Origin of the sequence: Amycolatopsis sp. NBC_01488, from assembly GCF_036227105.1 — a bacterium.
GTDB lineage: Bacteria > Actinomycetota > Actinomycetes > Mycobacteriales > Pseudonocardiaceae > Amycolatopsis.
The window spans coordinates 8,787,911-8,814,592 of the sequence record NZ_CP109434.1 but is presented as its reverse complement, the minus strand read 5'-3'; the positions used below and the strand labels follow the sequence as shown (position 1 = coordinate 8,814,592).

General features: G+C 71.4%; 22 protein-coding genes. 12 read left to right on the top strand and 10 right to left on the bottom strand.

Features of this window, described 5'->3' with window-relative positions; genetic code table 11:
• Positions 1–30 precede the first annotated feature (30 nt).
• Complete coding sequence (locus OG738_RS41380) at positions 31–468, bottom strand: PPOX class F420-dependent oxidoreductase (RefSeq protein ID WP_329049284.1); 438 nt, start codon at positions 466–468, stop codon at positions 31–33.
• Positions 469–610: 142 nt separating this feature from the next.
• On the opposite strand from OG738_RS41380, the gene OG738_RS41375 reads away from it, so the two are divergent.
• The 5 genes from OG738_RS41375 to OG738_RS41355 are packed head-to-tail and all read left to right on the top strand — an operon-like array spanning position 611 to position 8,477.
• Positions 611–2,062: a hypothetical protein gene (locus OG738_RS41375; RefSeq protein WP_329057006.1), complete on the top strand. Its 1,452-nt coding sequence runs from the start codon at positions 611–613 to the stop codon at positions 2,060–2,062.
• Positions 2,062–2,862 (top strand): hypothetical protein, encoded by an 801-nt coding sequence (locus OG738_RS41370; protein WP_329049282.1) that lies wholly within the window; start codon positions 2,062–2,064, stop codon positions 2,860–2,862. The genes OG738_RS41375 and OG738_RS41370 overlap by 1 nt, the downstream gene beginning before the upstream one ends.
• A gap of 11 nt (positions 2,863–2,873) precedes the next feature.
• A complete protein-coding gene (locus tag OG738_RS41365) occupies positions 2,874–7,328 on the top strand; it encodes a hypothetical protein (RefSeq protein ID WP_329049281.1) in 4,455 nt (1,484 codons plus the stop codon).
• A gap of 37 nt (positions 7,329–7,365) precedes the next feature.
• Complete coding sequence (locus OG738_RS41360; RefSeq protein WP_329049279.1) at positions 7,366–8,154, top strand: TIGR03620 family F420-dependent LLM class oxidoreductase; 789 nt, start codon at positions 7,366–7,368, stop codon at positions 8,152–8,154.
• Positions 8,151–8,477, top strand: a complete 327-nt coding sequence (locus OG738_RS41355; protein WP_329049278.1) for an ArsR/SmtB family transcription factor — start codon at positions 8,151–8,153, stop codon at positions 8,475–8,477. Before OG738_RS41360 ends, OG738_RS41355 begins: the two co-directional genes overlap by 4 nt.
• Here the strand turns inward: OG738_RS41355 and OG738_RS41350 are convergent.
• Positions 8,458–9,102, bottom strand: a complete 645-nt coding sequence (locus tag OG738_RS41350; protein ID WP_329049276.1) for a LysE family translocator — start codon at positions 9,100–9,102, stop codon at positions 8,458–8,460. The genes OG738_RS41355 and OG738_RS41350 overlap by 20 nt on opposite strands.
• 72 nt (positions 9,103–9,174) lie before the next feature.
• Between OG738_RS41350 and OG738_RS41345 the strand changes: the two genes are divergently transcribed.
• The 6 genes from OG738_RS41345 to OG738_RS41320 all read left to right on the top strand — a co-directional run bounded on the left by OG738_RS41345 (position 9,175) and on the right by OG738_RS41320 (position 14,561).
• On the top strand, positions 9,175–10,356 hold the full coding sequence (locus OG738_RS41345; protein WP_329049274.1) for a winged helix DNA-binding domain-containing protein: 1,182 nt from the start codon (positions 9,175–9,177) through the stop codon (positions 10,354–10,356).
• A gap of 384 nt (positions 10,357–10,740) precedes the next feature.
• A complete protein-coding gene (gene gap, locus OG738_RS41340) occupies positions 10,741–11,745 on the top strand; it encodes a type I glyceraldehyde-3-phosphate dehydrogenase (protein WP_329049272.1) in 1,005 nt (334 codons plus the stop codon).
• Between the two features lie 4 nt (positions 11,746–11,749).
• Entirely contained in the window at positions 11,750–12,964 is a 1,215-nt protein-coding gene (locus tag OG738_RS41335; RefSeq protein ID WP_329049271.1) for a phosphoglycerate kinase, read from the top strand.
• Positions 12,964–13,749 (top strand): triose-phosphate isomerase, encoded by a 786-nt coding sequence (gene tpiA, locus OG738_RS41330; RefSeq protein WP_329049269.1) that lies wholly within the window; start codon positions 12,964–12,966, stop codon positions 13,747–13,749. The genes OG738_RS41335 and tpiA overlap by 1 nt, the downstream gene beginning before the upstream one ends.
• Before the next feature lie 127 nt (positions 13,750–13,876).
• The gene (secG, locus tag OG738_RS41325; protein ID WP_086671259.1) at positions 13,877–14,107 is read left to right on the top strand and encodes a preprotein translocase subunit SecG; all 231 of its coding nucleotides are present in this window, start codon (positions 13,877–13,879) and stop codon (positions 14,105–14,107) included.
• 109 nt (positions 14,108–14,216) lie between these two features.
• The gene (locus tag OG738_RS41320; RefSeq protein WP_086671261.1) at positions 14,217–14,561 is read left to right on the top strand and encodes an RNA polymerase-binding protein RbpA; all 345 of its coding nucleotides are present in this window, start codon (positions 14,217–14,219) and stop codon (positions 14,559–14,561) included.
• 448 nt (positions 14,562–15,009) lie between these two features.
• Here the strand turns inward: OG738_RS41320 and OG738_RS41315 are convergent, their stop codons facing one another.
• Positions 15,010–16,209: a sensor histidine kinase gene (locus tag OG738_RS41315; protein ID WP_329049265.1), complete on the bottom strand. Its 1,200-nt coding sequence runs from the start codon at positions 16,207–16,209 to the stop codon at positions 15,010–15,012.
• 291 nt (positions 16,210–16,500) lie between these two features.
• Positions 16,501–17,592, bottom strand: coding sequence for an FAD-dependent oxidoreductase (locus OG738_RS41310; protein WP_329049263.1), 1,092 nt, complete (start codon positions 17,590–17,592; stop codon positions 16,501–16,503).
• Between the two features lie 126 nt (positions 17,593–17,718).
• Here OG738_RS41310 and OG738_RS41305 point away from each other — a divergent pair, with 126 nt between their 5' ends.
• On the top strand, positions 17,719–18,282 hold the full coding sequence (locus OG738_RS41305; RefSeq protein ID WP_329049261.1) for a TetR/AcrR family transcriptional regulator: 564 nt from the start codon (positions 17,719–17,721) through the stop codon (positions 18,280–18,282).
• A gap of 205 nt (positions 18,283–18,487) precedes the next feature.
• Here OG738_RS41305 and pgl read toward each other — a convergent pair whose 3' ends face one another.
• The 6 genes from pgl to tkt are packed head-to-tail and all read right to left on the bottom strand — an operon-like array spanning position 18,488 to position 26,642.
• Positions 18,488–19,267, bottom strand: coding sequence for a 6-phosphogluconolactonase (gene pgl / locus OG738_RS41300; RefSeq protein WP_329049259.1), 780 nt, complete (start codon positions 19,265–19,267; stop codon positions 18,488–18,490).
• A complete protein-coding gene (opcA, locus tag OG738_RS41295; RefSeq protein WP_329049257.1) occupies positions 19,264–20,265 on the bottom strand; it encodes a glucose-6-phosphate dehydrogenase assembly protein OpcA in 1,002 nt (333 codons plus the stop codon). Before opcA ends, pgl begins: the two co-directional genes overlap by 4 nt.
• The gene (gene zwf, locus OG738_RS41290) at positions 20,262–21,785 is read right to left on the bottom strand and encodes a glucose-6-phosphate dehydrogenase (protein ID WP_329049256.1); all 1,524 of its coding nucleotides are present in this window, start codon (positions 21,783–21,785) and stop codon (positions 20,262–20,264) included. The genes opcA and zwf overlap by 4 nt, the downstream gene beginning before the upstream one ends.
• Complete coding sequence (locus OG738_RS41285; RefSeq protein ID WP_329049254.1) at positions 21,782–23,404, bottom strand: glucose-6-phosphate isomerase; 1,623 nt, start codon at positions 23,402–23,404, stop codon at positions 21,782–21,784. Before OG738_RS41285 ends, zwf begins: the two co-directional genes overlap by 4 nt.
• Before the next feature lie 8 nt (positions 23,405–23,412).
• A complete protein-coding gene (gene tal / locus OG738_RS41280) occupies positions 23,413–24,525 on the bottom strand; it encodes a transaldolase (protein WP_329049253.1) in 1,113 nt (370 codons plus the stop codon).
• 14 nt (positions 24,526–24,539) lie between these two features.
• Positions 24,540–26,642, bottom strand: coding sequence for a transketolase (tkt, locus tag OG738_RS41275; protein WP_329049252.1), 2,103 nt, complete (start codon positions 26,640–26,642; stop codon positions 24,540–24,542).
• Between the last annotated feature and the right edge of the window lie 40 nt (positions 26,643–26,682).

Genomic DNA, 26,682 nt, shown 5'->3' with positions numbered 1-26,682 from the left:
CCCACCGGGCAGAGTACCGCGAAAACGAGGTCAGCCGGCGATGTCCGCCCGCGCGACGACCTTGGTGATCTTCGCCCGGACGAGCGATTCCTCCGGGACGGCGTTGCGCTTCCCGTACTCCTCGGCCCGCTCGGCACCCATGTACCGGGCACCCAGCTCCGTCGCCCACGCCAGCATGTCGTCGAAGTCGTGGGTCAGCCGCGCCTCGGCGGTGAACTGCACGTACGAATACGGCGGCTCTTGGTCGTCGACGACCAGGGAAATCCGTGGGTCGCGGCGGATCGCCTTGCCCTTCAGCGTCTCGGTGCCGGTGGTGAAGATCAGCTCGTCGCCGTCGGGGCCCTCGTTCAGCAGGAACCAGATCGGGGTCACGATCGGGGCACCGTTGGCCCTGACCAGGCCGAGCTTGCCCGTGCGGGTCCCCTCGGAAGCGAACTGCCACCACTCTTCGCGGCTCATCTCACGCATGAGGGGGACGTTAATACAAACACTGCGACGCGTCAGCGTGACCGTTGAGGGTGGTGGTGGAGGCATGGATGGAGTCACCCGAGCGTGCGCAGAGGGTGGCCGACTAGCCTGGCCTGCTGTGCGAGACGACGACAGGGCCGCGATGGGACTGGCCGACGAGGGGCTGACCCGTCGGCTCAAGGCGCTCGCCTGCACCGCGCCGCTGCACGACCTGGACGCGCGGAAGGCGAAGCTCGACTGGGCCGACGCCACGATCTACCAGATGGCCGAGATCGCGCTGCACACGATCGACCAGGTCACCATCGCGATGGACTTCGACACCGGCGCCGGCCACGACGAGGTCATCGACCGCCTGCTGCCCTTCATCGCGCAGCAGGCGCCCTCGCGGATGCCCGAGGAGCACGTCCGCGTCGCGAAGTGGGTGCTGGACAACCTGATCAACGTCGGCACCACCGAGCGCGGCTTCCGGCGCGTCTACGGCTCGATGGGCCCGGGCGGCTACCAGCGGCGCCAGTTCGACTTCAAGCTGCTCGTCGAGCTGGCCGCCCGCGACGGCGAGGTCTACCTGCGCGCCACCGACGAGGCCATCAACGTCCTCGTCGGCGCCCTCGACACCGACGTCGAGTCCGCGCAGATCGCCGCCGAGGTCAAGCTCGAGAACCTCATCAACCGAGGCCGCCTGGCCGACGCCAAGCTGGCCGCCGAGCAGGCCCGCTACCGGACCGTCCAGTACGGCGAGACCCTGCGCGCGAAGCTCGACGCGACCCGCCGGGACGTCCGGTCGGTCGACTGGGAACGCGAGGTCCCGGAACTCCTCGACAGCGCGCTCAGCCACATCGAGGCCCGCTTCCGCGCCGAGAACGCCATCCTCAAGAACATCACCACCGCCCGCGACGAGACCGAGGACCTCGACCGCAAGCGCCGCGCCGCCGAGCTGGTCGACATCGTCGGCGACTGCATCCGCCGCCACACGCGCCTGCAGTCCCGCCTCGCCGACGCGGGCGCGGTGTTCCGCGCCGAACAGGACCGCCAGCAGTTCTCCGGCCCGCCCCAGCGCGCGACGCTCGACCTGTTCGGCCAGCTCCTGGTGCCGACGCTCGGGCTGCCGCTGGCCGACGCCGTCGCGCCGGTCGAGCACTTCTTCCACGCCGCCGCGGGCATCACCGCGCCGGTCGTGCCGTCGCTGTCGTCCCTGGTGTCGCTGCTGCTGCGGCCGGCTCCCGAACGCGACCAGCTCGTCGGGGAAATCCCCGAACCGGAGCTGATGCCCGCCGACATCACCGACAAGTTCGGCGACGACGTCTGGCGTGCCGCCGACGAGCTGCTCGACCTGCCCGAGGTGCCCCGGCGGCTGTCCGGCCTGCTCGACGAGGCCCGCCGCAGCCGCCAGCCCGGCCTCGCCGCCCTGGTCGCGCTGCGCGCGGTCCACGCTTACAGTCCCGGGGTCGGCGCGGCCCGGCGCCAGGGCGACCGGCAGGTGTTGCTCGCCGTCGACGACGGCACCCTGCTCGACGACCCGGACTTCGGCGGCGCCGACCTGCTCCTGTCCACCGCCGCCGTAGAGCGTGCCGACGAAGAAGAGGAAGTCGCGTAATGGCGCTGTCCCACAGCAGCGTGGACGCCGAGGCCGCGGCCCGGCTGGTCGCCTTCGGCATGCGGCCGAAGCAGCTGCCGGCCCGCGACGTCGTCTACGGCGACCTCGTGCGCCGCTACGGCGAGGACAACGCGTTCAAGGCGCTCACCCACGCCGTCGCCGCCGGGCTCGGCCTGATGGTCCTCGAAGTCAACCAGCAGGCCGGCGCGGTCCTCGCGGCCACCGACGAGTCCGTGTTCGAGATCAAGATGGACTCCTACGCCCGCCAGGCCAAGATCCGCGAGCGCCGCGAGACCGAGAAGGTGCTGCACGGCCTCATCCACCTCGCCGCCGCGGCGCTGGGTTACCCGCGCCCGGACGACCTCGCGAACGACACCTACATCGGCCGCGTCAGCGTCGAGCAGGTCGACGCGATGGTCCGCGAAGCCGCCCGGATGCTCGACGAACGCGCCGCGGCGGCCGAAGCGAACAACGACCCGCTGGCCGACGCGCCGGAACTCGAACAGGCTTGGCGCGCCTACGCCCGCCGTCCCGCGGCCGCGGCAACGAAGGACGGCCGCCTCGCCGCCGACACCACCCGCGGCATGGTCAGCCGCGCCCTCCGCTTCCTCGCCGACCAGGGGTTCCTCGTCCCGGTGAGCGACGAACAGGGCGGCACCTACCGGACCACGCCGCGCTACCAGATCCAGGTCCGCGAACTCGCGGCCGACGCCGCCTTCGACGACCTCCTGTCCCTGGACGTCGTGGCCGTCGCGAACGCCGGGGGCACGCTGCGCGCGACGTCGTCGGACACGCTGTAAAAGGGGAGTAGATGTACGAGCTTTCGCGGGTCCGCCTGCACTCGGTGGGCCCGGCGGGCGCCCGCTACCAGGACGTCGTCCTCGACTTCAGCGGCGTCGGCGCCAAGATCACCGCGCCGCAGCAGGACGCCCTGTTCAGCGCCGGCATCCACGCGACCGGCCCCGCCGAGCTACGCCGCCCGTCGCCGGCGAGCGTGCTGTTCCTGGAGAACGGCGGCGGCAAGTCCGTGCTGATCAAGCTGATCTTCTCGGTCATGCTGCCCGGGCGCCGCCAGGTCGTCGGCACCACCAGCACCAAGGTCCTCGAGAAGTTCGTCGCCGCCAAGGACGTCTCGCACGTCGTGCTGGAGTGGCTGCACGTCGAGAGCGGGCACCGGATCATCACCGGCAAGGTCTCCGAGTGGCGCGGGCACGTCGTGTCCGCCGACTCCGAGAACCTCGTCGACTCCTGGTACTGCTTCCGCCCGACGCCGGCGCTGGGCCTGGACTCGCTGCCGATGACCCAGGACGGCCGGCTGCTCACCATGTCCGGCTTCCACGACAAGCTCGCCGCCGCCCAGCTGGCCGAGCCCGAGCTGGAACTGTCCTGGACCCGGCGCCACCACGAGTGGACCGGCCGGCTCGACACCATCGGCCTCGACACCGAGCTGTTCCGCTACCAGCGCGCGATGAACGCGGGCGAGGGCGAGGCGGCCGACGCGTTCGCCTTCGGCACCGACGACGCGTTCGTCGAGTTCCTGCTGCGCGCGGTCATCTCCGAGGACGAGCCGAAGGACCTCGCCGAGGTCGTCTCGACCTACGCGCACAACCTGGCGCAGCGCGGAGATCTGTTGTCGGAACGCGACTTCGTCGCCGGTGCGCTCGACCTGCTGGGCCCGCTGGCCGCCGAAGAGGGCGTCGCCGCGGAGTCGCGGAAGATCGCCGAGACCGCGAAGGCCGCCATGGCCGAGCTGGCCGGGCGCGTCGTCGCGCGCAACGAGCTGGAGAACGCGCGGCTGTCCAGCCTGGAAGACCACGTCACCGAGGTCAAGTCGGCGGAGAAGCTCGCCGAGGGCGACCACCGGCGGCTCTCGGCGGCCGTCACGGAGCTGCGTCGCCTGGTAGCCGTGCTGCGCCTGGACGAGGCCCAGGAGGTCCGCAAGCGCGTCGACGCGGAACTGGCTTCGGCGAAGACCGAGGCGGAGGCTTGGCGCGAGACCGCGACGGTGCTCAACCAGCTGAACGCGGCCCGCAAGGCCAAGGACCTGCGCGAACTCGTCGGCAACCGTGAGGAGAAGGCGCGTCCGGCGTTGCAGGCGCGCAACGACGCCGCTTCGGCGCTCGCGCGCGGGTTGCACGCGCTGGCGCAGGACGCGCAGCGTCAAGCGGACAAGGCCGAGGCACACGCGGGCGCGTTGCGCGCGGAGGCCGAGAAGGCGCAGACCGAACGCGACGAGGCTGCGAACCTCGCCGCCGGACGGCGCGCCGAGGCGCGCGGGCTGACCGCGCGGATCACGGAGCTGCGCGAGGAGGTCCAGAACGCCGTCCGCGCCGGGCTGCTGCCGTCGGGCGCCGACGTCGCCGAGGCGTCGCGGGCCGCCCGGTCCGCGGCCGAGTCCGCCATGGCCGAGCTGACCCGCCGCGAGCAGGAACTGGACCGCGTCGCGACGGATCTCCAAGCGGCGCAACGGGCCGTCAACGAGGCGCACCAGCTCGCGGGCACCACGCAGGACCGCTTCGAGCGCGCCACCGAGGACCTCGACCGCGCTCACCGCCGCACCGACGCGCTCGCCGCCGAAGGCCGCCTGGTCGAGCTGCTCGGCGCCGACGACGTCGCCCTCGAAAGCGACCTGCCGGTGCTGCTGGAACGCCTGCGCGAGGCGAGCGCGGCTGTTGAGAAGGAGCAGACGGCGCTGCGGATGGAGGAGTCTGCCGACGAACGTGCCCTGGCCGCCCTCGGCTCCGGCGGCCTGCTGCCGCCGCCGGAAGACGTCCAGGCCGCGTTGGACGCGCTCGAAGAAGCCGGGATCACCGCGTGGTCCGGCTGGCGCTATCTGTCCAAACTGGACCCTTCCCGGCGCGCCGAAGTGCTGGAAAGCCTGCCGCAGCTGGTGTCCGGCGTGCTGCTGAACGATGCCTCGCACGCCGATCGGGCTCGCGAGGTGCTGACGACACGGCGGTTGCTGCCGAGCGCGATCATCGCCGTCGGCACCACGGACGCGCTGCTGGCCGAGGCGCCGTCCGCACCCGGCGTCGAGTTCCTCGTGCCGCCGAACCCCGCCATGTACGACGAAGAAGCCGCCGACGCCGAACGGGAAGCCGTCGCCCGGCGGCACACCGAGCGGCAGCGGCGCCTGGAGTCGTTGTCCGCCAAGCTGTCCGCGGACGGCGCCCTGACGTGGAAGCTCACGACGTGGCGTGAGGACTACCCGCCCGGCGCCGTCGCGACCCTGGCCGAGCAGGCCCAGGCGGCCCGGACCGCGCGCGAAACCGCTCGCACCGCGCTGGCGCAGGCCGACGCGGAGTTCGCGCGGCTGAGCGAAAAAGCCGTGTCGCTGCGGGAGCGCGTCCCGGAACTGCGGGCCGCCGCGGCCGAAGCCGAGGAGAAAGCACGACGGCTCGGGGAGCTGGGGGCCCGCAGCGCGCGGATCGCCGAGTGGACCGAAGACGTCGAGCGCGCGACCGAGATCGCCGAACGCGCCGACCTCCAGGCCGCCGACGCCGCGGGCAAGGCCGCGCGGCTGCGTGAGCAGGCGGGGGAGGAGCAGCGCACCGCCGACGGCCACCGCCGGACCGCGACCACCGCCCGCGCCGAGCTGGCCGAGGTCCCCGGGGCCGCCGAGGCCGGGGACGGCCCGGTGCCGTCCGAGCCGGTCGACGCGCTGCGCCGGACCTACCTGTCGGCGTCCGAGTCGTACGCGAAGGTCGAGGTCGGCAGCGACCTGCGGGCCGAGCTGGAGCAGGCCGAGTCCGCCGAAGCGGCCGCCGGGTCGGCCGTCGAATCCCTCGACGAGGCGGTTCGCGTCCGCGCGGCCGAGCTGCTGGAGACGCCCGACGGCTCCGACGCGTCGGCCCGCGCGGCGGCCCTGGCCCGCGCTCGGCGGGTCGTCGACGGCCTGGAGGACGAACGCACCGAAGCGATCGGGCTGGTCTCGACACGACGCGCGGAGCTGGACGCGCTGCCGCTGCAGAACGGCGTCATCGGTGAGAAGCCGCGCGACATCGAGCACGGCCTGGAGCTGATCGACGCGGCCGGGCTGGAAGCTTCGGCGGCCGCGCGCAAGTGGGAAGAGCTGCAGGAACGCCGGGCCGCGGCGGAAGCCACCCTGGACTCGGCTCGCAGTTCCGCCTCGGGCTTCTCGCTGCTCGCCGAGTCGATGGCGCACCTGGTGACCGACGAGGACGCCGCCGCGTACGACGGCGACGTCGAGACCGCGCGTGCCCAGCACACCCGGCTGAACGCCACCTTCACCGACGCGCAGGAAGCCGCCGACGCGGGTGACCGGCGGGTGCGCGCGGCCGCCGACCAGCTCGCGCAGTACGCGACGGAGAAGCGGTTCGAGAAGCTGAGCACGCCGGTGCGCCAGCAGGTCATCTCGGTCAAGCGCGACCAGCTCCCGGCGCACGCCGCCGAGTGGGCCGAGGCGCTGCGGCCGCGGCTGCGGTCGCTCACCGACGACCTCGCGCAGATCGACCGGCACCGCGGCGGCATCATCACGCGCCTGCAGGGCATGGTCGACGGCGCGCTCCGGACGTTGCGCTCGGCCCAGCGCGTCTCGCGGCTGCCCGACGGCCTCGGCGACTGGTCCGGGCAGGAGTTCCTCCGCATCCGTTTCACCGAGCTGGAGGACAACGCGCTCACCGAGAAGCTCGGCGAGGTCGTCGACGAGGCCGCCGTCGGCAAGACCGCGGATGGCCGAGACGTCAAGCGCGACGGGCTTTCGCTGGTGCTGCGCGGGGTCCGGGCCGCGGCGCCCAAGGGGTTCCGCGTCGACATGCTCAAGCCGGACTCGGTGCTGCGGACCGAACGCCAGCGCGTCTCGGAGATCCGCGACGTCTTCTCCGGCGGCCAGCAGCTGACCGCGGCGATCATCCTGTACTGCACCCTGGCCGCGCTGCGGGCCAACAACCGCGGCAAGGCCCGCAACCGGCACTCGGGCGTGCTGTTCCTGGACAACCCGATCGGCCGCGCGTCCGCCGGGTACCTGCTGGAGCTGCAGCGCGCGGTGGCCGAGGCGCTGGGCGTGCAGCTGATCTACACGACAGGCCTGTTCGATGCGGGCGCGCTGGCGGAGTTCCCGCTGATCGTGCGGCTGCGCAACGACGCCGACCTGCGGGCCGGCCGGAAGTACCTGTCGGTGGATTCGACGATCCGCACCTCCCTGGACGACCTGGGCGACCCGGACGGCGTCGCGCGGCTTTCGGCGACCCGGATGTTCAGCAAGCCGGCCGAAGAAGATTCCGCTGAGGACGAACAGACGGCGTGACGGGAACATCTCCCGCGGCTCCGTGGTTGCCGGGCGCATGACGAACCTGGGGGCGCTGGGCGCCACGCTGAACACGACTGGGCCGGAGACCGTCACGGCCGCCGCCGAGCTGGACGAGCTGGGGTACGCCGCGCTCTGGCTGCCGGGCGGGCAGGGCAGCAACCTGCCGCTGATCACCGACGTGATCCACGGGACCGCGAAGATCCCGGTCGCCAGCGGCATCCTCCCCGTCGACCGGGTGCCCGCGGCCGACGTCGCGCGGGCGTACGCGGACCTGCCGGCCGGGCGGTTCGTCGTCGGCCTCGGCGGCGCCCACGGCCAGCGTCCGCTGGCCACGCTGAACGACTACCTCGACGAGCTGGACGACACCGTCCCCGCGTCCGCGCGGATCCTTTCGGCGCTGGGCCCGAAGATGCTGGAACTGGCGCGCGACCGCGCGTCCGGCGCGTACCCGTACCTGGTGACGACCGACTACGTCGCTTCGGCGCGGGAGATCCTCGGCGCGGGGAAGCAGCTGGTCGTGCTCTTGAGCGTCGTCGCGGAGGCCGACCCCGGCGTCGCCCGCGAGCGCGCCCGCGGGGGCTCGCTGCGGTTCCTGGCCGGGATTCCCGGCTACGCGAACAACTTCCGCCGCATGGGCTTCACCGACGCCGACATCGCCGATCTCTCGGACCGGCTGGTCGACGGGCTGACGGTGCGCGGCGACCTCGACGCGGTCGTGGCGCGCCTGCGCGAGTACCGGGCCGCCGGCGCGGACCAGGTCGTCGTCCCGGCCGGTGACCTGCCCCGGGAGTGGTGGCCGGCGCTGGCGGAGGCCCTGCGGTGACCACGGCGCGGGCGCGCGGCCTGACCCACGGCGTCCCGGCGGAGGTGTCCCTGCAGGACGCCCTCGCCGCGGTCGCCGATCCCGTGCGCCGCAGCATCCTGCGCGAGCTGGCCGCGGTCCCGGAGTGGACGAAGGCGTGCGGCACGTTCGACCTGCCGGTGGCGAAGGCGACGCTCAGCCACCACTTCTCGGTGCTGCGCGCGGCGGGCCTGATCGAGCAGCGCGACGCGGGCCCGCGGCGGCTGAACCGCTTGCGGCGCCTGGAGTTCGACGCGGCGTTCCCGGGGTTGCTGGAGCTGGTGCTCAGTCACCCCGGCCGGTGAAGGCCAGCGTGGTGCCGAGGCCGATCATCACGAGACCACCGGTGCCGCCGACCATCTCCAGGCGCTTCGGTGAGCGGGCGAACCAGGCACGGGCAGTGCCCGCCACCAGCGCCCACGCGCTGTCGGTGGTCAGCGCGATCGCCGGCAGGCACAGGCCCAGCAGCAGCATCTGGACCGGGACGGACCCGGCGGCCCGCTCGACGAACTGGGGGAGCAGGGCCGCGAGGAACACGATCGACTTCGGGTTCGCGAAGCCGACGACGAACCCGTCGCGCAGCACGACCAGGACCCGGCCGGGCGTGGCCCGCACCTTCGCCGCCATCGCGTCGGTGAGCTTCCGCCGGTGCCGGAACGCCTGGATGCCCAGGTACACCAGGTAGACCGCACCGGTGATCTTGATCGCGGTGAACACCGCGGCCGACGTCGTCACGAGCGCGCCGAGGCCGAACGCGACCGCGACGACCTGCGTGTAGACACCCACCGAGTTGCCCAGGACGGTGAGGAGCGCGTCGCGCCGGCCGACCGTGAGCGCGCGGCTGATGGTGAACAGCACGCTCGGCCCGGGGACGACGACCATGAGGAACGTCAGTGCGGCGAAGGCCGCGAAGTGCGCACCGGAAACCATTTCGCCAGGCTATCGCCAGGCCGGGCCGGGCGACCAGGCGTTTTTGTCGGTGCCGGGTGGTATCAACAGCGGGTGCCTCCTCCGACGATCACCACCGAGCAGCGCCGGGCCCGCCTCGCGGTCCGGCACCACCTGGCCGCGCCCGCGGCCACGGTCTCCGACGCCGTGGCCGGCGTGGTGGCCCTGCACGCCACGGACCCGGCGACCGTGCACCTGTCGGCAAGCGCGCGGCTCGCTTCACCGGCGATCGCCGCGGTCGAACGGGCGTTGTACGAAGACCGGACCTTGCTGCGGCTGCTCGGCATGCGGCGCACGGTGTTCGTCACCGGCCTGGACACGGCGGCGCTCGTGCAGGCGGGGTGTTCCGCGGACATCGCCGTCAAGCAGCGGAAGCTGCTGGAGCAGCACCTGGGGCAGCAGGGATACCCGGAGAACGTGCCGGAGCCGGGGAAGTGGCTCCTGGACGTCGAAGCGTCGGTCGAGGCGGCGCTGCGCGCCCGCGGCTCGGCGACGGCGCAGCAGCTCAGCGAGGACGAGCCGCGGTTGCGGCAGCAGCTGCTGATGGCGGCGGGCAAGCCGTACGAAGCGATCGGGAACGTCACGAGCCGGGTGCTGTTCCTGCTGGCCGCCGACGGCCGGATCGCGCGCGGCCGTCCGCGGGGGAGCTGGCTCAGCAGCCAGTACGTCTGGCACCCGCTGGATTCCTGGGTCCCGGGGTTGCCTTCGTGGGGCGCGGAGGAGGCGCGGGTCGAGCTGGCCCGTCGCTGGCTGCGCGCGTACGGCCCGGCGCCGGTGACGGACCTGCGCTGGTGGACGGGCTGGACGGCAGGCCAGACGAAGAAGGCCCTCTCCGCGTTGTCCCCGGTGGAGGTCGACCTCGACGGCGTGCCCGGCGTCGTGCTGCCGGACGATCTGTCGCCGGTGCCGACGCCACCGCCGTGGGTGGCGTTCCTCCCGGCCCTGGACCCGACGCCGATGGGCTGGCAGGAGCGCGACTGGTTCCTGGGCCCGCACCGCCCGGCGCTGTTCGACCGCAGCGGCAACATCGGCCCGACGATCTGGGCGTCCGGCCGCATCGTGGGCGGCTGGGCCCAGCGCGCGTCGGGTGAAATCGCCTACCGGCTGCTGGAGGACGTGGGGACGGAGGTCGCGGCGACGGTCGAGGCGGAAGCGGACCGGTGCGCGAGCTGGTACGGCGAGGTCCGGGCCGTGCCGCGGTTCCGGACGCCCTTGGAGCGGGAGCTGACGGGGTGAACCGGTCGCTGGATCGGTCGAGTCATCGACCTCACGCTCCGCCCGCGGACTCCGCGAAAACCACCGTGGGGGCCAGGGTCCGGAAGATCCACTGAATCGTTCCAGTACCTGACTGCCGTCGTCACTTCGACTTCCGGCGTACCCCGGACTCCCAGCTGAAACACCAGCGTCGGGGGCCCCACTGGTCCGCTGTGGTCCGGGTGTCACCCGTGTGAACGCGACCCCGCTTTCCTCCCCGGCTTCTTAATCGATTCTTGACCCGTTCGCCAAGTGGTGGAAGTCTCGTCAGGGCAGTCAGGGACGCGCATGCCCGCACGCTAGGGTGGCCGCGAGCCCGCAAGTCACGGCCGGGACTCCCGGCCGATCCTCAGAGGAGTGGCAGCAGTGACCGTTCGCGTAGGTGTCAACGGCTTCGGCCGGATCGGCCGCAACTTCTTCCGCGCCGTCAAGGCGAGCGGCCACGACATCGAGGTCGTCGCCTTCAACGACCTCGGCGACGTCGCGACCATGGCCCACCTGCTGAAGTACGACTCCATCCTGGGCCGGTTCCCGGGTGAGGTCAGCGTCAGCGACGAGGGCATCGTCGTCGACGGCAAGACCATCAAGGCCCTCGCCGAGCGCGACCCGGCCAACCTGCCCTGGGGCGACCTGGGCGTGGACGTCGTCGTCGAGTCGACCGGCTTCTTCACCAACGCCGACGCCGCCAAGGCGCACATCGCCGGCGGTGCCAAGAAGGTCATCATCTCCGCGCCCGCCAAGGGCGAGGACCTGACCATCGTGCTCGGCGTCAACGACGACAAGTACGACGGCTCGCAGGTGATCATCTCCAACGCCTCCTGCACCACGAACTGCCTCGGCCCGCTGGCCAAGGTCCTGCAGGACGCCTTCGGCATCGAGCAGGGCCTGATGACCACCGTGCACGCCTACACGCAGGACCAGAACCTGCAGGACGCGCCGCACAAGGACCTCCGCCGTGCCCGCGCCGCCGCGATCAACGTCGTGCCGACTTCCACCGGCGCCGCCAAGGCCATCGGCCTCGTGCTGCCGGAGCTGCAGGGCAAGCTCGACGGTTACGCGCTGCGCGTCCCGGTGCCGACCGGCTCGGCCACCGACCTCACCGTCACCCTGACCAAGGCCGCCACGATCGAGGAGATCAACGCCGCCTACCAGGCCGCCGCCGACGGCCCGCTGGCCGGGATCCTGCGCTACAGCGACGACCCGATCGTGTCCTCGGACATCGTCACCGACCCCGCGTCCTGCATCTACGACGCGCCGCTGACCAAGGTCATCGGCAACCAGGTCAAGGTCGTCGGCTGGTACGACAACGAGTGGGGCTACTCCAACCGCCTCGCCGACCTGGTCAAGCTCGTCGGTTCGAAGCTCTCCTGAACAGATGAGCGTCAAGAACCTCGACGACCTGCTGGGCGAGGGCGTTCAGGGCCGCTACGTGCTGGTGCGCAGCGACCTGAACGTCCCGCTCGACGGGGACCGCATCACCGACGACGGCCGGGTCCGCGCGGCGTTGCCGACGATCAAGAAGCTCGCCGACGCGGGCGCCAAGGTCGTCGTCACCGCGCACCTCGGCCGCCCCAAGGGCGAGCCGGACCCGAAGTACACGCTGGCCCCGGTCGCCAAGCGGCTCTCCGAGCTGCTCGGCGCCGAGGTCGCGCTGGCCGGTGACCTGGTCGGCGAGTCCGCGAAGGCGCTGACCGGCGGCCTGGCCGACGGTCGTGTCGTTCTGCTGGAGAACGTGCGCTTCGACGCGCGCGAGACCAGCAAGGACGCCGTGGACCGCTCCGAGCTGGCCGCCGAGCTGGGCGCGCTCGTCCCGGGCGGCGCGTTCGTCTCCGACGGCTTCGGCGTCGTGCACCGCAAGCAGGCCTCGGTCTACGAGGTCGCGTCGGTGCTCCCGGCGTACGCGGGCGGCCTGGTGCTGGCCGAGCTGGACGTGCTCAAGAAGCTGACCGACGACGTGCAGCGGCCCTACGTGGTCGTGCTCGGCGGCGCGAAGGTGTCCGACAAGCTCGGCGTCATCGCGAACCTGCTGACCAAGGTCGACCGGCTGCTCATCGGCGGCGGCATGGCGTACACCTTCCTCAAGGCCCAGGGCCACGAGGTCGGCAACTCGCTGCTGCAGGCCGACCAGCTCGACCAGGTGAAGGGCTTCCTCGCCGAGGCCGAGAAGCGCGGCGTCGAGCTGGTGCTGCCGGTGGACGTGCTGGCCGCCACGGGCTTCGCGGCCGACGCCGAGCACGAGGTCGTCGCCGCCACCGCGATCCCGGCCGACCGCGAGGGCCTCGACATCGGCCCGGCAACCCGGGAGCTGTTCGCCGGCAAGCTGGCCGACGCCAAGACCGTGTTCTGGAACGGCCCGATGGGCGTGTTCGAGTTCGAGGCGTTCGCCGGCGGCACCCGCGCCGTCGCGGAGGCGCTCGTGAAGAGCGACGCGTTCACCGTGGTCGGCGGCGGCGACTCGGCTGCCGCGGTGCGGCAGCTGGGCCTGCCCGAAGACGGCTTCTCGCACATCTCCACCGGCGGCGGTGCCTCGCTGGAGTACCTCGAAGGCAAGGAACTGCCGGGCGTGGTCGCCCTGGAGGAGAAGAACTAGTGGCACGCAAGCCGTTCATCGCCGGCAACTGGAAGATGAACCTGAACCACCTCGAGGCGATCGCGCTGGTGCAGAAGATCGCCTTCGCGCTGCCGGAGAAGTACTACGCGAAGGTCGACGTGGCGGTGCTGCCGCCGTTCACCGACATCCGCAGCGTGCAGACCCTGGTCGACGGCGACAAGCTGTCGCTCACCTACGGCGCGCAGGACATCGCGCCGCAGGACTCGGGCGCCTACACCGGTGACATCTCGGGCCTGATGCTGGCCAAGCTGGGCTGCAAGTTCGTCGCCGTCGGGCACTCGGAGCGGCGGGAATACCACGCCGAGACCGACGAGCTGGTCAACAAGAAGGTCAAGGCCGCGCTCAAGCACGGCATCACGCCGATCCTCTGCATCGGGGAGAAGCTCGAGGTCCGCGAGGCCGGCGAGCACATCCACCACACCACGACGCAGCTGGTCGACGGCCTGAAGGGCCTCAAGGCCGAGCAGGTCAAGGACGTGGTCGTCGCGTACGAGCCGGTCTGGGCGATCGGCACCGGCAAGGTCGCGTCGTCCGCGGACGCCGAAGAGGTCTGCAAGGCCATCCGGGCCACCCTCCAGGAGAAGTACGGCGACGAGGTCGCTTCGTCCGTCCGGGTGCTCTACGGGGGATCGGTGAAGTCGGGCAACATCAGCGAGCTGGTGGGCTGCGAGAACATCGACGGTGCCCTGGTCGGCGGAGCGAGCCTCGACGGCGAGGAGTTCACGAAACTCTGCGCACTCGCCGCGGGCGGGCCGCTGCCCTGATCGAGGCCACGACCGGGTAGCCTGTGTATCCGGTCCGTCACACAGCAGTGGACGAGTCCAGGGGTACGGTGGTGGTCGGAAACGACCATGCCGTGCCCCTGCATTCTCCTAGAGCCCAGAGGATGACATGAAGCTGTTCCTGCAAATCCTGTTGATCGTCTCCAGCGTCTTCCTCGTGGTGGCGGTTCTGCTGCACCGCGGGCGTGGCGGCGGCCTGTCGTCGCTGTTCGGCGGCGGGATGCAGTCGAGCCTGGCCGGGTCGAGCGTGGCCGAGAAGAACCTCGACCGGATCACCCTGCTGCTGGGCGCGGTCTGGCTGATCAGCATCGTGGGGCTGGGTCTGCTGCTCAAGGTGTGAGGCGTCCGGCGCTCCACCGTCGATCGAGACCGGGTCACGGGCGGCGGGGCGCAGCGATTCGGCGTGCCTATTGGGGGGCGCGCCGCCGATTCCATAGGTGTGAGGATTCATGGTTGGCGGTAACGCGATTCGGGGCACCCGGGTGGGTGCCGGACCTACAGGCGAATCGGAACGAGGTGAATCGGCGCCGCGGCGCCGGGTCGGCTACTGGTGTGCCAACGGGCACGAAGCCCGCCCGTCGTTCGCGCTCGACGCGGAGATCCCCGACGAGTGGGATTGCCCCCGCTGCGGGCTCCCGGGCGGGCAGGACGAGAAGAACCCGCCGGCCGCACCGCGGACCGAGCCGTACAAGACGCACCTGGCGTACGTGAAGGAGCGACGCAGCGACGCCGACGGCGAGGCCATCCTGGCCGAAGCCCTCGAGCGCCTGCGCCAGCGCCGGGAGATCATCTAAGCGTCCGCCGGCCCGAAAGCCACCCCGGGACACCTCGGGGTGGCTTTTCGCGCGCGCCAAACTCCAACCCGGCCCGTGCCGACCCCCAATCACGCGAGTCGACCTCCCACGTACGCAGTCCGACCGTTCAGGCACGCGAGTCGACTCTCCCGGCGCGCGAGTCGCCCTCTCAATCACGGCTGATGCCCCCGCAATCACACGTGATGCCTCTTCAATCACACGACATGCCCGTCGAAGCACGCCCGCCCTCGTGACGCCGGCCGTGCGCGCGCCTGAGCAGCCCCCGATTTCCACGCTACGGCCGACCACCGACAGTTCCCGGCTCGGAAACGCAGCGAACGGCGGATTCCTGCCGAATACGCCCGGAATCCGCCGTTCGCAGCTTCGTCGAATCCGAAATCGTCAGTGCTCGCCCCTAGACTGGATACCGGGGGCCGGACGGCCGCCCTCAGCGGTCCAGCGGATACCGCGCCCGGACCCGGAACCCGCCGTCCTCCATCCCGGACGTCTCGAAGCTGCCGCCCAGCAGGCGAGCCCGCTCGGCCAGCCCCGTCAGCCCGTGGCCGCCCGACGGCAGTACCTCCGCCGTCCCGCGGGCCCGCTCGTTGCGGACCTCGATCTTGAGCGCCCCGTGCTCACCTTGGATGCGGATCGTCGCCGTCGCGCCCGGGGCGTGCTTGTGGACGTTCGTCAGGCACTCCTGCACCGTCCGGTACGCCGCCGCCGAGACCTGGTTCGGCAGGGCCTCCGGCAGGTGCTCCACCGACAGGTGCACCGGCACCTCCGACGTCCGGATCAGCCGGTCGAGGTCGTTGATCCCGGGGCTCGGGCCGTCGTCGTCGGCGCCCGCGCGCAGCACGCTCAGCAGCGAACGCAGCTCCTCGAGGGTCCGCTTCGACAGCGTCCGGATGACCTGCGCGGTCTCCTGCGCCCGGTCGTCGGTGGACTGGGCCTGCAGCGCGCCGGCCTGCATCGCGATCAGCGTGATCTGGTGCGAGACGACGTCGTGCATTTCGCGCGCCAGCCGGGCGCGCTCCTCGGCGCGGACGGCGTCGGCGTGGAAGCGGCGCTCGCGGTCACGGCTCGTGGCCAGCTCGGCGAGCTTGTGCGAAACCTCGGCTCGCGCCCCGATGAGCAGGCCGATCGCGATCGGCATGCCCGCGACGAGCACGCCGTAGATGCCGTCGAGGATGTGCTCGCGCCAGCTGAGCTGGGCGAAGTCCTCCAACGGCCACTGCACGAACCGGCAGCACCACACCAGCGCCGCGCCGACCCAGACCTGCCAGTGCAGCTGGCGCCGGGTCGCGAGCATGCCGAGCGTGATCATCGACGCGAGCTGCGCCCACCCGGCCAGGAAGCCGGGGACGGCGATCAGCACGGCGAGGAACGGGAACTTCCGGCGGAACACGACCGCGAGGCACGCGGCGCCGGAGAGCCAGATCGAGTAGGGCTGGGCCTTCTCGGGGATCACCAGCCAGACGTCGAGCACGGCCAGGATGACCGCGGCCGCCTCGATGGCGAACGTGACCACAGCGGGGCGGGGCACCGAGCCGAACAGGCTCAGTCCGCGCTTGCGCACCCGCTCGGCGGCCGATGGCCCCGAGCCGGCGATCGAGATGCCTGGAATCGAGAGTCCCTCTGTACTCATCGCTGGCGACCCCATTCGTCTTGTGGACTTGATGGTGAGAGGTGCTCAAGGCCCGATCGGGACGCGCAGCAACGGACAAATGTGCGGATGCTAACGAGGTCGCGTACGAAGACAGTAAGTTTCACCCGTTGTCGGACTCACGGCGGCTGAATTCCGTAGTCGGCTGGTCCGTTCGGGGGATAGCCATGAAGGGGTGCTACCGAGAGTGGGAGGACTGCTCCCCACCGTGCGCCGGGACGACCACATCGTGGGAAACATGTTACCCACGCGTGGTCGCCCGGCGGTAGGTCCTCAGGCCGCCATCGACCGGAAGTCGTCGCTGAGCAGGTCGTGCAGGCCACCGGCGCACGCCTTCGCCGTCTCGATCGACCGCGGCAGCATTCCGGCTTCGTACGTCCGGACGGCTTCGCCGACGCTCGGGGCGGTGGCCAGCGCCGTGGCGAGCTCGGTGCCGTCCAGCAGGGCGAGGTTCGCGCCGACGCCCAGCGGCGGCATCAGGTGGGCGGCGTCGCCGAGCAGCGTGAGCCCGGGCGTGTGGGTCCACGCGTGCGGCACGGGGAGGACGTGCAGCGGCCGGTGCGTGAACCCGCCGTCGACGTCGCACAGGAACGCGAGCACGCTCGGGTGCCAGCCGGCGAAGCGCTCCAGCAGGTTCGCGCGCACCGCCGCGGTGTCGGCGAAGTCGAGGCCGGCGGCCCAGTCCTCGGGCGCGTAGAAGATGGCGTAGCAGCGGATGTGACCGTTGCTGTTGCGCTGCGCGACGAGCGCCTTCCCGTCGACCTTCGTCATCATCGTGCCCTGGCCGGGCAGCGCGGCCAGTTCGGCGTGACGGCGGTCGGCGTCGTCGAGGCCGAGTTCGACGAAGGTGACCCCGCTGTACTCGGGCCGGACGCCGGTGAGGGTGCGGCGGACGCGGGACCACGCGCCGTCCGCGCCGATGACGAGGTCGAAGTCCCGGGTGACGCCGTCGGCGAAGGTCAGCTGCCCGGCCTTGGTGACGTCGGTGATCGGCTGCCCCCACCGGACGGTGCCGGGTCGCAGGGAGCCGAGGAGGAGGCCGCGGAGCTGGCCGCGGTCGATCTCGGGGCGGAAGTCGTCGCCTTCGGCGGGGATCTCGTCCATGACGACTTCGCCGGTGAGCGGGTCGACTGCGCGCATCTGCTGGCCCTCGGGCCGGGCCAATTCACGGAACGGTTCGTACAGGCCCGCGGTGCGGAGGGCGACCTGGCCGGTGTCGCCGTGCAGGTCGAGCGTGCCGCCCTGGGCGCGGGCGTCGGCCGAGGGTTCCTGTTCGAAGACGGTGACGTCGAGGCCGTGGAGCTGCAGGACGCGGGCACAGGCGAGTCCGCCGAGGCCGGCGCCGACGATCGCGATGGAGTTCATGGCTTCCCCCTGGAAGTTCGGGGCCGCCGGCTGGTCCGGCGGTCTGAAGCCAGAAAAGCACAGTGACTCAAAAAGTGCAACGACTAAACTTTTGAAGTGAGTCCACCATCACGTAGGCTGGGGAGCATGACCGAAGTGATCGGGCGGCGCGAGCGCAAGAAGGCGCAGACTCGCCAAGCGCTGGCCGACGCCGCGCTGGAGCTGTTCCTCGAACACGGCTACGACGAGGTCGGGGTGAAAGAGGTGGCGGACGCCGCCGACGTCTCGGTGACGACGTTGTTCAAGTACTTCCCCAGCAAGGAAGCGCTGCTGTTCGACCAGGACGACGACATCGAGGCGGCGCTGGTCCTGGCGGTGCGCGGCCGGCCGCCGGGGCACACGGTCGTGGACGCGCTGCGGGAGCACATCCTGCGCGACGTCTCGGACGGCGGCCCGGGCGAGGAGTTCCTGCGGCTGGTCGAGAGCACCCCGGCGCTGCGCGAGTACGGCCGCCGGATGTGGCTGCGCCACGAGACGGCGCTGGCGAGGGCGATCGCGGAAGAGACGGGTGCCCCGGAGAACGACGTGACGTGCGCGGCCCTCGCGAGGTTCGCCCTGGAGTCCCGCGAGCTGATCACGCACCACGAGAACCCCCGCCGCGCGGCGGAGGACATCTTCGGCTGCCTGGAGCGCGGCTGGCGAACGACGTAAGGCCCCAGCTCACGGCGAAGTGGGTGGCAGCTGGCGCAGGGCCCGGCGCGGGGGTGCGCCGGCGCAGTGCCGGCAAGCCCGCCTGAGCAGCCCCCGTTTTCCACGCTACCGGCAACCCCCGACAGTTCCGCCGAACAGAGAAGGTCCGCCGAACAGAGAAAGCCCCCTCGGCAACCGCCGAGAGGGCCTCCCTGAACCACCGAACCTAAGCCGTCGGCGGCTGGTACACCTTTGTCAGCTTCCCCGCCGCCGCGCGGTCCAGGAGCCACAACGTTCGCCGGTGCCCGCGGGCGCCGGCCACCGGCAACTGGACCTCGCCGGCTCCCGACAGCGCCAACGCCACCGCGTCCGCCTTCGCCGCACCCGCCGTCATCAGCCAGACGTCGCGAGCCCGCCGGATCGCCGGCAGCGTCAACGAAACCCGCGTAGGCGGCGGCTTCGGGCAGTTGCGCACCGCCACCACCGACCGGTCGGTCTCGTACACCGCCGGGGACTCCGGGAACACCGAAGCCGTGTGCCCTTCGCCGCCCAACCCCAGCAGCATGATGTCGAACGACGGCACGTCGCCGTGGTCCTCCGGGCCCGCCTGGGCAGCCAGCACCGACGCGTACGCCTCAGCCGCCGCATCGACGTCGTCGCCGAACTCGCCGTCCGAAGGCGCCATCACGTGGACCCGCTTCGGGTCCAGTGGCACGTGGTCCAGCAGCGCCTCGCGGGCCTGCTTCTCGTTGCGCTCGTCCGAATCTGCCGGGACGAACCGCTCGTCGCCCCAGTAGATGTCCAGCCGGGACCAGTCGATCGCGTCCCGGGCCGACGACTCGCGCAGCTCCGACAGCACCGCGATGCCCGTGCCGCCGCCGGTGAGCACCAGCGACGCCGAACCCTTGGCCGCCTGGACGTCCACCAGCCGCGTGACCAGCCGGGCGGCCGCCGCGGCCGCCAGCAGGTCCTGGTTCGCGTAGACGACTACTTCCGTCTTGCTCATTTACGCGCCTTGGAAGCCGCGGCCGCGGCGGCAGGCGACGTGACGTCGGCCTTCGGCGGCGCCCCCGTCTTGCCGTTGGTCCCGGACGTGATCTTGGTCAGCCCGTGCAGGGAGGCCTCGTAGACCTCGTCCGGGTCGAGCCGCCGCAGCTCCTCGACCAGGCAGTCCTGCGTGTTGCGCCGCTGCAGGGCGATCCGGCGGGTCGGCTGCCCCGGCTGGGTCAGCGTGCCGACGCGCCCGTCCGGCCGGTGCAGCTCCACCGGACCGGACCGGCGGTCCAGCGTCACCGAGATGATGCCCGCCGCACCCGAGCTCTTGACCCGCTTGACCGGCACCTTCAGGTACTCGGCCAACCAGGCCGCCAGCAGCTCGGTCGACGGCGAGTCGGCCTCACCGGTCACCGTCGCGCCGGTGACCTTCTCGAACGGCGGCAGGTCCAGCGCCGAGACGAGCTGCGCGCGCCAGTGCGTCAGCCTTGTCCAGGCCAGGTCGGTGTCGCCCTCGGCGTACGCCTTGGCCCGCGTGGTCAGCGCCTTGACCGGGTTCTTCTCCGCGGCCGAGTCGGTGATCCGGCGCTGCGCCAGCTCGCCGAGCGGGTCCTTGTCCGGGTCCTTCGGGCCCGCGCCGGGCCACCACGTGACGATCGGCGCGTCCGGCAGCAGCAACGGCACCACCGCGCTCTGACCCTGGGCGGCCAGCGGGCCGTAGAGCCGCAGCACGATGACCTCGCTCGCGCCGGCGTCGCCGCCGACCCGGATCTGGCCGTCGATGCGCGGCGCCGCGGTGCGCGCGCCCTTGGCGACCACGATCACCCGCGACGGGTGCTCGCGGCTCGCGCCGTTGGCGGCCTCGATGGCCTCTTCCAGCTTGGCGTCGTCGTCGGCCACGATCACCAGCGTCAGTACCCGCCCGAGCGCGACTTGCCCGCCCTGTTCGCGGATCTCCACCAGCTTCTTGTTCAGTGCCGAAGTCGTGGTGGACGGCAGGTCGATGATCACGGGCGCCTCCATTTCCGGCCGGTGCGCTCCAGCATTTCGTCGGCGGACGGCGGGCCCCAGGTGCCCGGCGGGTACTGCTCCGGCGACCCTTCCTTGGCCCAGTGGTCCAGGATCGGGTCGAGGATCTTCCACGACAGCTCGACTTCTTCGTTCACCGGGAACAGCGACGGCTCGCCGAGCAGGACGTCGAGGATCAGGCGCTCGTAGGCCTCGGGGGAGGACTCGGTGAACGCGTGCCCGTAGCCGAAGTCCATCGTGACGTCGCGGACCTCCATCGTGGTCCCCGGCACCTTCGAGCCGAACCGCAGCGTGATGCCCTCGTCCGGCTGCACCCGGATGACCAGCGCGTTCTGCCCCAGCTCCTCGGTCGACGTCGAGTCGAACGGCAGGTGTGGCGCCCGCTTGAACACGATGGCGATCTCGGTGACGCGGCGGCCGAGCCGCTTGCCGGTGCGCAGGTAGAACGGCACCCCGGCCCAGCGGCGGCTCTGCACCTCCAGGGTCACCGCGGCGTAGGTCTCGGTCTTCGAGTCCTTCGCGAAGCCCTCTTCCTGCAGCAGGCCGGGCACCTTCGTGCCGCCCTGCCAGCCGCCCGCGTACTGCCCGCGCGCGGTCGTCTTGCCCAGCGGCCCGACCGGGCCCGTCGCCGAGAGCACCTTGATCTTCTCCGCGCGCAGGGCCCGCGGCTCGAACGAGACGGGCTCCTCCATCGCGGTGAAGGCCAGCAGCTGCAGCAGGTGGTTCTGGATGACGTCGCGAGCCGCGCCGATGCCGTCGTAGTACCCCGCGCGGCCGCCGAGGCCGATGTCCTCGGCCATGGTGATCTGCACGTGGTCGACGTAGTTGGCGTTCCAGATCGGCTCGAACAGCTGGTTGGCGAAGCGCAGCGCCAGGATGTTCTGCACCGTCTCCTTGCCGAGGTAGTGGTCGATGCGGAACACCGACTCCTCGGGGAAGACGTCGTTGACGATCGCGTTCAGCTCTTCGGCGCTCTTGAGGTCGTGGCCGAACGGCTTCTCGATGACCACGCGGCGCCAGGTGTTCTCGTCGGCGTTGGCCAGCCCGGAGCGGGCCAGCTGCTTGGTCACCACCGGGAACGCGCCGGGCGGGATCGACAGGTAGAACGCGGTGTTGCCGCCGGTGCCGCGCTCCTGGTCGAGGTCCTTGACCGTCTGCGCGAGCCGGTCGAACGCGTTGTCGTCGTCGAAGGTGCCCTGGACGAACCGGATGCCCTCGGCGAGCCGGTTCCACACCGACTCCTTGAACGGCGTCCGCGCGTGCTCCTTGACCGAGTCGTGCACGAGCTCGCCGAAGTCCTGGTGCTCCCAGTCGCGGCGGGCGAACCCGACGAGCGAGAAGCCGGCGGGCAGCAGCCCGCGGTTGGCCAGGTCGTAGATGGCGGGCATCAGCTTCTTGCGGGCCAGGTCGCCGGTGACCCCGAAGATCACCAGGCTGGACGGCCCGGCGATGCGCGGGAGCCGCTTGTCCCGCGGGTCGCGCAGCGGGTTGGTCCAGGTCATGCGCCGACCTCCTGTACCGCGCGGACGACCGCCGCGAGCCCCGCGGCCCGGTCGGTCAGGTGCAGGCGCAGCACCGGGCGGCCGTGCTCGGCGAGCACCTGCCCGTCGCCCAGGGCCTGCGCGTGCTGCAGCTGCCCCAGCGTGTACGGCCGGTCCGGCACGTCGAGGTCCTGCTCGACGGCGCCGGTGAGCTGCAGGAACACGCCGTTCTGGTGGCCGCCCTTGTGGTACTGGCCGGTGGAGTGCAGGAACCGCGGTCCCCAGCCGAACGTCGTCTGCTTACCGGTGCGCTTGGCGATCTCACCGCGCAGCAGCGCCGTCGACGCGTCGTCGAGCCGGTCGAGGTACGCCTGCACCGCGATATAGCCCGCGTCCGGCGCCGAAGCGAAGAACGCGCGGAGCACATCGGTCAGGCTCCCGTCGGTCGAAACCCCGTCGGAGCCGAAGATCTCGACCGGTCCGTCCACATTGGACGGCTCCTCGCCGCCCTTCAGCTTCTCCGGGTCGTCCAGCAGCGCGCGCGCCGCCTTCTTCGCGGCCTCGACGTCGGGCTGGTCGAACGGGTTGATCCCGAGCAGCCGCCCGGCCAGCGCCGTCGCGAACTCCCAGAGCAGGAGCTGCGCGCCGAGCGAGCCGGTGACGGCGATCTTCGCCGCGCCCTGCGGGCTCCCGATGGCGACCGCGGTGGCGTCGGACTTCGCGTCGGCGAAGCCGGGGGCCTCCGTACTCTCGACGGCGACCGGCAGCAACCCGGTGCCCTGCTTGCCCGTCGACTCCGCGATCAGCTGCTCCGCCCAGTCGGGGAAGCCCTTGATACCCGAACCGGAGTCGGCCAGGACCACCTTCTCGGCGCCCGTCTCGTGCGCGGCGGCCCACGCGGCGGCCAGCTTCACCGCCGGGTTGTCGGCCGAGTCGGCCGCCAGCTCGTCGGCCGCCGAAGCGGCCTGGTCGAGCAGCCGGGCGACGTCCGCGCCGGCGAGGCCGGCCGGGACGAGCCCGAACGCGGTCAGCGCCGAGTAGCGGCCGCCGACGTGCGGGTCGGCGAGGAAGGTCTTGCGGTAACCCTCCTTTTCGGACAGTTCCTGGAACGGCGAGCCCGGGTCGGTGACGACCACGATCCGCCGCGCCGCGTCGATCCCCGCGTCGGCGAACGCCTTCGCGAAGATCCGCCGGTGGCTGTCGGTCTCGACGGTGCCGCCCGACTTCGACGACACCACGATCACCGTGCGCTCGAGGTCACCGGCCAGCGCGTCGGCGACCTGGCCGGGGTCGGTGGTGTCGAGCACCGTCAGCGCGACGCCGTCGGTGGCGGTGATCACCTCCGGCGCCAGCGACGAGCCGCCCATGCCGGCCAGCACGACGCGGTCGACGCCCTCGGACCGCAGGTCGGTCCGCAGCGCCTCGATCTCGCCGATCAGCGGCCGCGACGACTTGTGCAACGTTGTCCACGACAGCCGGATCGACGCCTCGGATTCGGCGTCCGGCCCCCAGAGCGTCGCGTCCTGCGCCGCCAGCTTCGAAGCGGCCTGGTCATTGACCAGCTGCTCCGCCAGCGGCGTGGCGCGCTCCGCCAGTGCGGCGTCCACGATCTCGACGCCGGTCTTTTCACCTGTCGTCATGTCGTGCTTCAGCCCTTCGCCTTCTCGAGCTGCCCGTTCACGGTGTCCAGAAGTTCGGTCCACGACTTCTCGAACTTCTCGACGCCCTCGTTCTCCAGCGTGAGGAACACGTCGCGGATGTCGATGCCGACGGCTTCGAGCTTGTCGAAGACCTCCTGCGCCTCGGCGCCGCGGCCGGTCACCTGGTCCCCGGTGATCTCGGCGTGCTCGGCGACCTCGTCCATGGTCTTCTCCGGCATCGTGTTGACGGTGTCCTTCACCACGAGCTGGTCGACGTAGAGCGTGGGGGAGTAGTCCGGGTTCTTCACACCGGTCGAGGCCCACAGCGGGCGCTGCGCGTTCGCGCCGTCGGCCGCGAGGGCCTTCCAGCGGTCGGTCGCGAAGAGCTCCTCGAAGGCCGCGTAGGCGAGCCGGGCGTTGGCGACGGCCGCCTTGCCGCGCAGGGCCTTGGCTTCGTCGGTGCCGATCGCGTCGAGCCGCTTGTCGATCTCGGTGTCCACACGGGACACGAAGAACGACGCAACCGAGTGGATCCCGCGCAGGTCGTGGCCGTTGGCCTTCGCCTGCTCGAACCCGGCGAAGAAGGCCTCGATGACCTTCTTGTAGCGCTCGACGGAGAAGATCAGCGTGACGTTCACGCTGATGCCCTCGGCCAGGGTCTTCGTGATCGCCGGCAGGCCCTCTTCGGTGGCCGGGATCTTGATCAGCACGTTCGGCCGGTCCACGGTCTTCCACAGGTCCTGCGCTTCGACCACCGTCTTGTCGGAGTCCTTGGCCAGGCGCGGGTCGACCTCGATCGAGACGCGGCCGTCGACGCCGTTCGTGGCGGTGTAGACGTCGCGGAACAGGTCCGCGGCGTTGCGCACGTCGGTCGTCGTCAGGTCTCGGATGGTCGCCTCGACATCGGCGCCCTGGGCCGCGAGCTCCCGGGTGCGCTCGTCGTACGCGTCACCCTTGGACATCGCGTTGGCGAAGATCGTCGGGTTGGTCGTCACGCCGACGACGTGCTTGTCGCGGATCAGGCCCGCGAGGTTGCCGGTGTTCAGGCGTTCACGCGAAAGGTCGTCGAGCCAGATCGAAACACCGGCTTCGGACAGCTGCGCGAGCTTGTCTGTGCTCATTACTGTCATCCCCTTCAGGAATTCTTGGTGTTCTGGATCGAGCGGCGCGCGGCCTCGACGACTGCTTCCGCGGTGAACCCGAACTCACGGAACAGTGTGGCGGCATCGGCGGAGGCGCCGAAGTGCTCGATCGAAACGTTCACCCCGGCGTCACCGGTGAAGCGGTGCCACGACTGGGCGATGCCCGCCTCGACGGACACGCGGGCCTTCACGCCGGCCGGGATGACGGACTCGCGGTAGGCCGCGTCCTGCGCGTCGAACCACTCGACGCACGGCATGGACACGACGCGCGCCTTGACGCCGTCGGCCTCGAGGGTCTTCTTGGCCTCGACGGCGAGCTGGACCTCGGAGCCGGTGGCCATCAGGATCACGTCCGGGGTGCCGTCCGAGTCCGCCAGGACGTACCCGCCCTTGGCGACGCCCTCGGCGCTGGTGCCCTCGAGCACCGGCACGTTCTGGCGGGTCAGCGCCAGGCCGGACGGGTGGTGGATGTCCTCCAGCACGGCCTTCCACGCGTACGCGGTCTCGTTGGCGTCCGCCGGGCGGACGACGTTGAGGCCCGGGATCGCGCGCAGCGCGGAGAGCTGCTCGATCGGCTGGTGCGTCGGCCCGTCCTCGCCGAGGCCGATCGAGTCGTGCGTCCACACGTAGGTGACCGGCGCCTTCATCAGCGCGGCCAGCCGGACCGGCGGGCGCATGTAGTCGGAGAAGATGAGGAACGTCGCGCCGTACGGCCGGGTGCCGCCGTGCAGCGCGATCCCGTTGAGGATCGAGCCCATGGCGTGCTCGCGGACGCCGAAGTGCAGCGTCCGGCCGTAGGGCGTGGCCTGCCACATGTCCGTGGCGGCCTTCTCGGGCCCGAACGAGTCGGCGCCCTTCATCGTCGTGTTGTTGCTCTCGGCCAGGTCGGCCGAGCCGCCCCACAGCTCCGGCAGCGGCTCGGCGAGGGCGTTGAGCACCTCACCGGAGGCCTTGCGGGTCGCGATGCCCTTGGCGTCCGGCTCCCACTTCGGCAGGTTGTCGGCGAAGCCCTCCGGCAGTGTGCGGGTGGCCATCCGGTCGCCGATCTTCTTGCGCTCCGGGTTGGCCTGGCCCCAGGCCTCGTACTTCTCCTGCCACTCGGCGTGCGCGGCCTTGCCGCGGTCGAGCGCCTGGCGCGTGTGCTTGAGCACCTCGTCCTCGACCACGAAGGACTGGTCCGGGTCGAAGCCCAGGATCTTCTTGACCGCGGCGACCTCTTCGGCGCCCAGCGCGGCGCCGTGCGCCTTGCCGGTGCCCATCTTCTTCGGCGCCGGGTAACCGATGATCGTCCGCACCGCGATGAACGACGGCCGCTGCGTCTCGGCCTTGGCGTTCTTGATGGCCTCCTCGATCGCGACGACGTCCTCGCCGCCCTCGACGACCTGGGTGTGCCACCCGTAGGCCTCGTAGCGCTTCACGGTGTCCTCGGACAGCGCGATGTTCGTGTCGTCCTCGATCGAGATCTTGTTGTCGTCGTAGAAGACGATCAGGTTCCCCAGCTCCTGGCGGCCCGCGATCGACGAGGCCTCGGAGGTGACGCCCTCTTCGATGTCGCCGTCGGAGGCGATCACGAAGATGTGGTGGTCGAAGATGCTCTCGCCGGGCGCCGCGTCCGGGTCGAGCAGGCCGCGCTCGCGGCGGGCGGCCATCGCCATGCCCACGGCGTTCGCCAGGCCCTGCCCGAGCGGGCCGGTGGTGGTCTCGACGCCGTCGGTGTGCCGGTACTCCGGGTGACCCGGGGTCCTGGAGCCCCACTTGCGCAGCTGCTTGAGGTCCTCGAGCTCGAGGCCGTAGCCGGCGAGGAACAGCTGGATGTAGAGGGTCAGGCTGCTGTGCCCGGCCGACAGCACGAACCGGTCGCGGCCCGGCCAGTGCTGGTCGTTCGGGTCGTGCCGCAGCGTGCGCTGGAACAGCGTGTAGGCCAGCGGCGCCAGGCTCATCGCGGTGCCGGGGTGGCCGCTGCCACAGTTCTCGACCGCGTCCGCGGCGAGCACCCGGACGGTGTCCACGGCGCGGGTGTCGGTGTCGGTCCAGTCGGCGGGGACGTTACGCCGGAGGAGTGGGTTGTTCTCGCTGGTAGGGGCAGTATCGGACACTGAACTCCAACTCCCGGTCATGATGGTTGCGGCTGGTCTT

Excerpts from the sequence above, each read along its gene's own strand:
- tal (WP_329049253.1), bottom strand. The coding sequence starts at position 24,525 with ATGAGCACAGACAAGCTCGCGCAGCTGTCCGAAGCCGGTGTTTCGATC.
- OG738_RS41360 (WP_329049279.1), top strand. The coding sequence starts at position 7,366 with ATGACGAACCTGGGGGCGCTGGGCGCCACGCTGAACACGACTGGGCCG.
- OG738_RS41320 (WP_086671261.1), top strand. The coding sequence starts at position 14,217 with ATGGTTGGCGGTAACGCGATTCGGGGCACCCGGGTGGGTGCCGGACCT.
- OG738_RS41315 (WP_329049265.1), bottom strand. The coding sequence starts at position 16,209 with ATGAGTACAGAGGGACTCTCGATTCCAGGCATCTCGATCGCCGGCTCG.
- OG738_RS41375 (WP_329057006.1), top strand. The coding sequence starts at position 611 with ATGGGACTGGCCGACGAGGGGCTGACCCGTCGGCTCAAGGCGCTCGCC.
- OG738_RS41350 (WP_329049276.1), bottom strand. The coding sequence starts at position 9,102 with ATGGTTTCCGGTGCGCACTTCGCGGCCTTCGCCGCACTGACGTTCCTC.
- OG738_RS41310 (WP_329049263.1), bottom strand. The coding sequence starts at position 17,592 with ATGAACTCCATCGCGATCGTCGGCGCCGGCCTCGGCGGACTCGCCTGT.
- OG738_RS41380 (WP_329049284.1), bottom strand. The coding sequence starts at position 468 with ATGCGTGAGATGAGCCGCGAAGAGTGGTGGCAGTTCGCTTCCGAGGGG.
- zwf (WP_329049256.1), bottom strand. The coding sequence starts at position 21,785 with ATGACCTGGACCAACCCGCTGCGCGACCCGCGGGACAAGCGGCTCCCG.
- pgl (WP_329049259.1), bottom strand. The coding sequence starts at position 19,267 with ATGAGCAAGACGGAAGTAGTCGTCTACGCGAACCAGGACCTGCTGGCG.
- OG738_RS41370 (WP_329049282.1), top strand. The coding sequence starts at position 2,062 with ATGGCGCTGTCCCACAGCAGCGTGGACGCCGAGGCCGCGGCCCGGCTG.
- OG738_RS41365 (WP_329049281.1), top strand. The coding sequence starts at position 2,874 with ATGTACGAGCTTTCGCGGGTCCGCCTGCACTCGGTGGGCCCGGCGGGC.
- OG738_RS41285 (WP_329049254.1), bottom strand. The coding sequence starts at position 23,404 with ATGACGACAGGTGAAAAGACCGGCGTCGAGATCGTGGACGCCGCACTG.
- OG738_RS41305 (WP_329049261.1), top strand. The coding sequence starts at position 17,719 with ATGACCGAAGTGATCGGGCGGCGCGAGCGCAAGAAGGCGCAGACTCGC.
- OG738_RS41335 (WP_329049271.1), top strand. The coding sequence starts at position 11,750 with ATGAGCGTCAAGAACCTCGACGACCTGCTGGGCGAGGGCGTTCAGGGC.
- secG (WP_086671259.1), top strand. The coding sequence starts at position 13,877 with ATGAAGCTGTTCCTGCAAATCCTGTTGATCGTCTCCAGCGTCTTCCTC.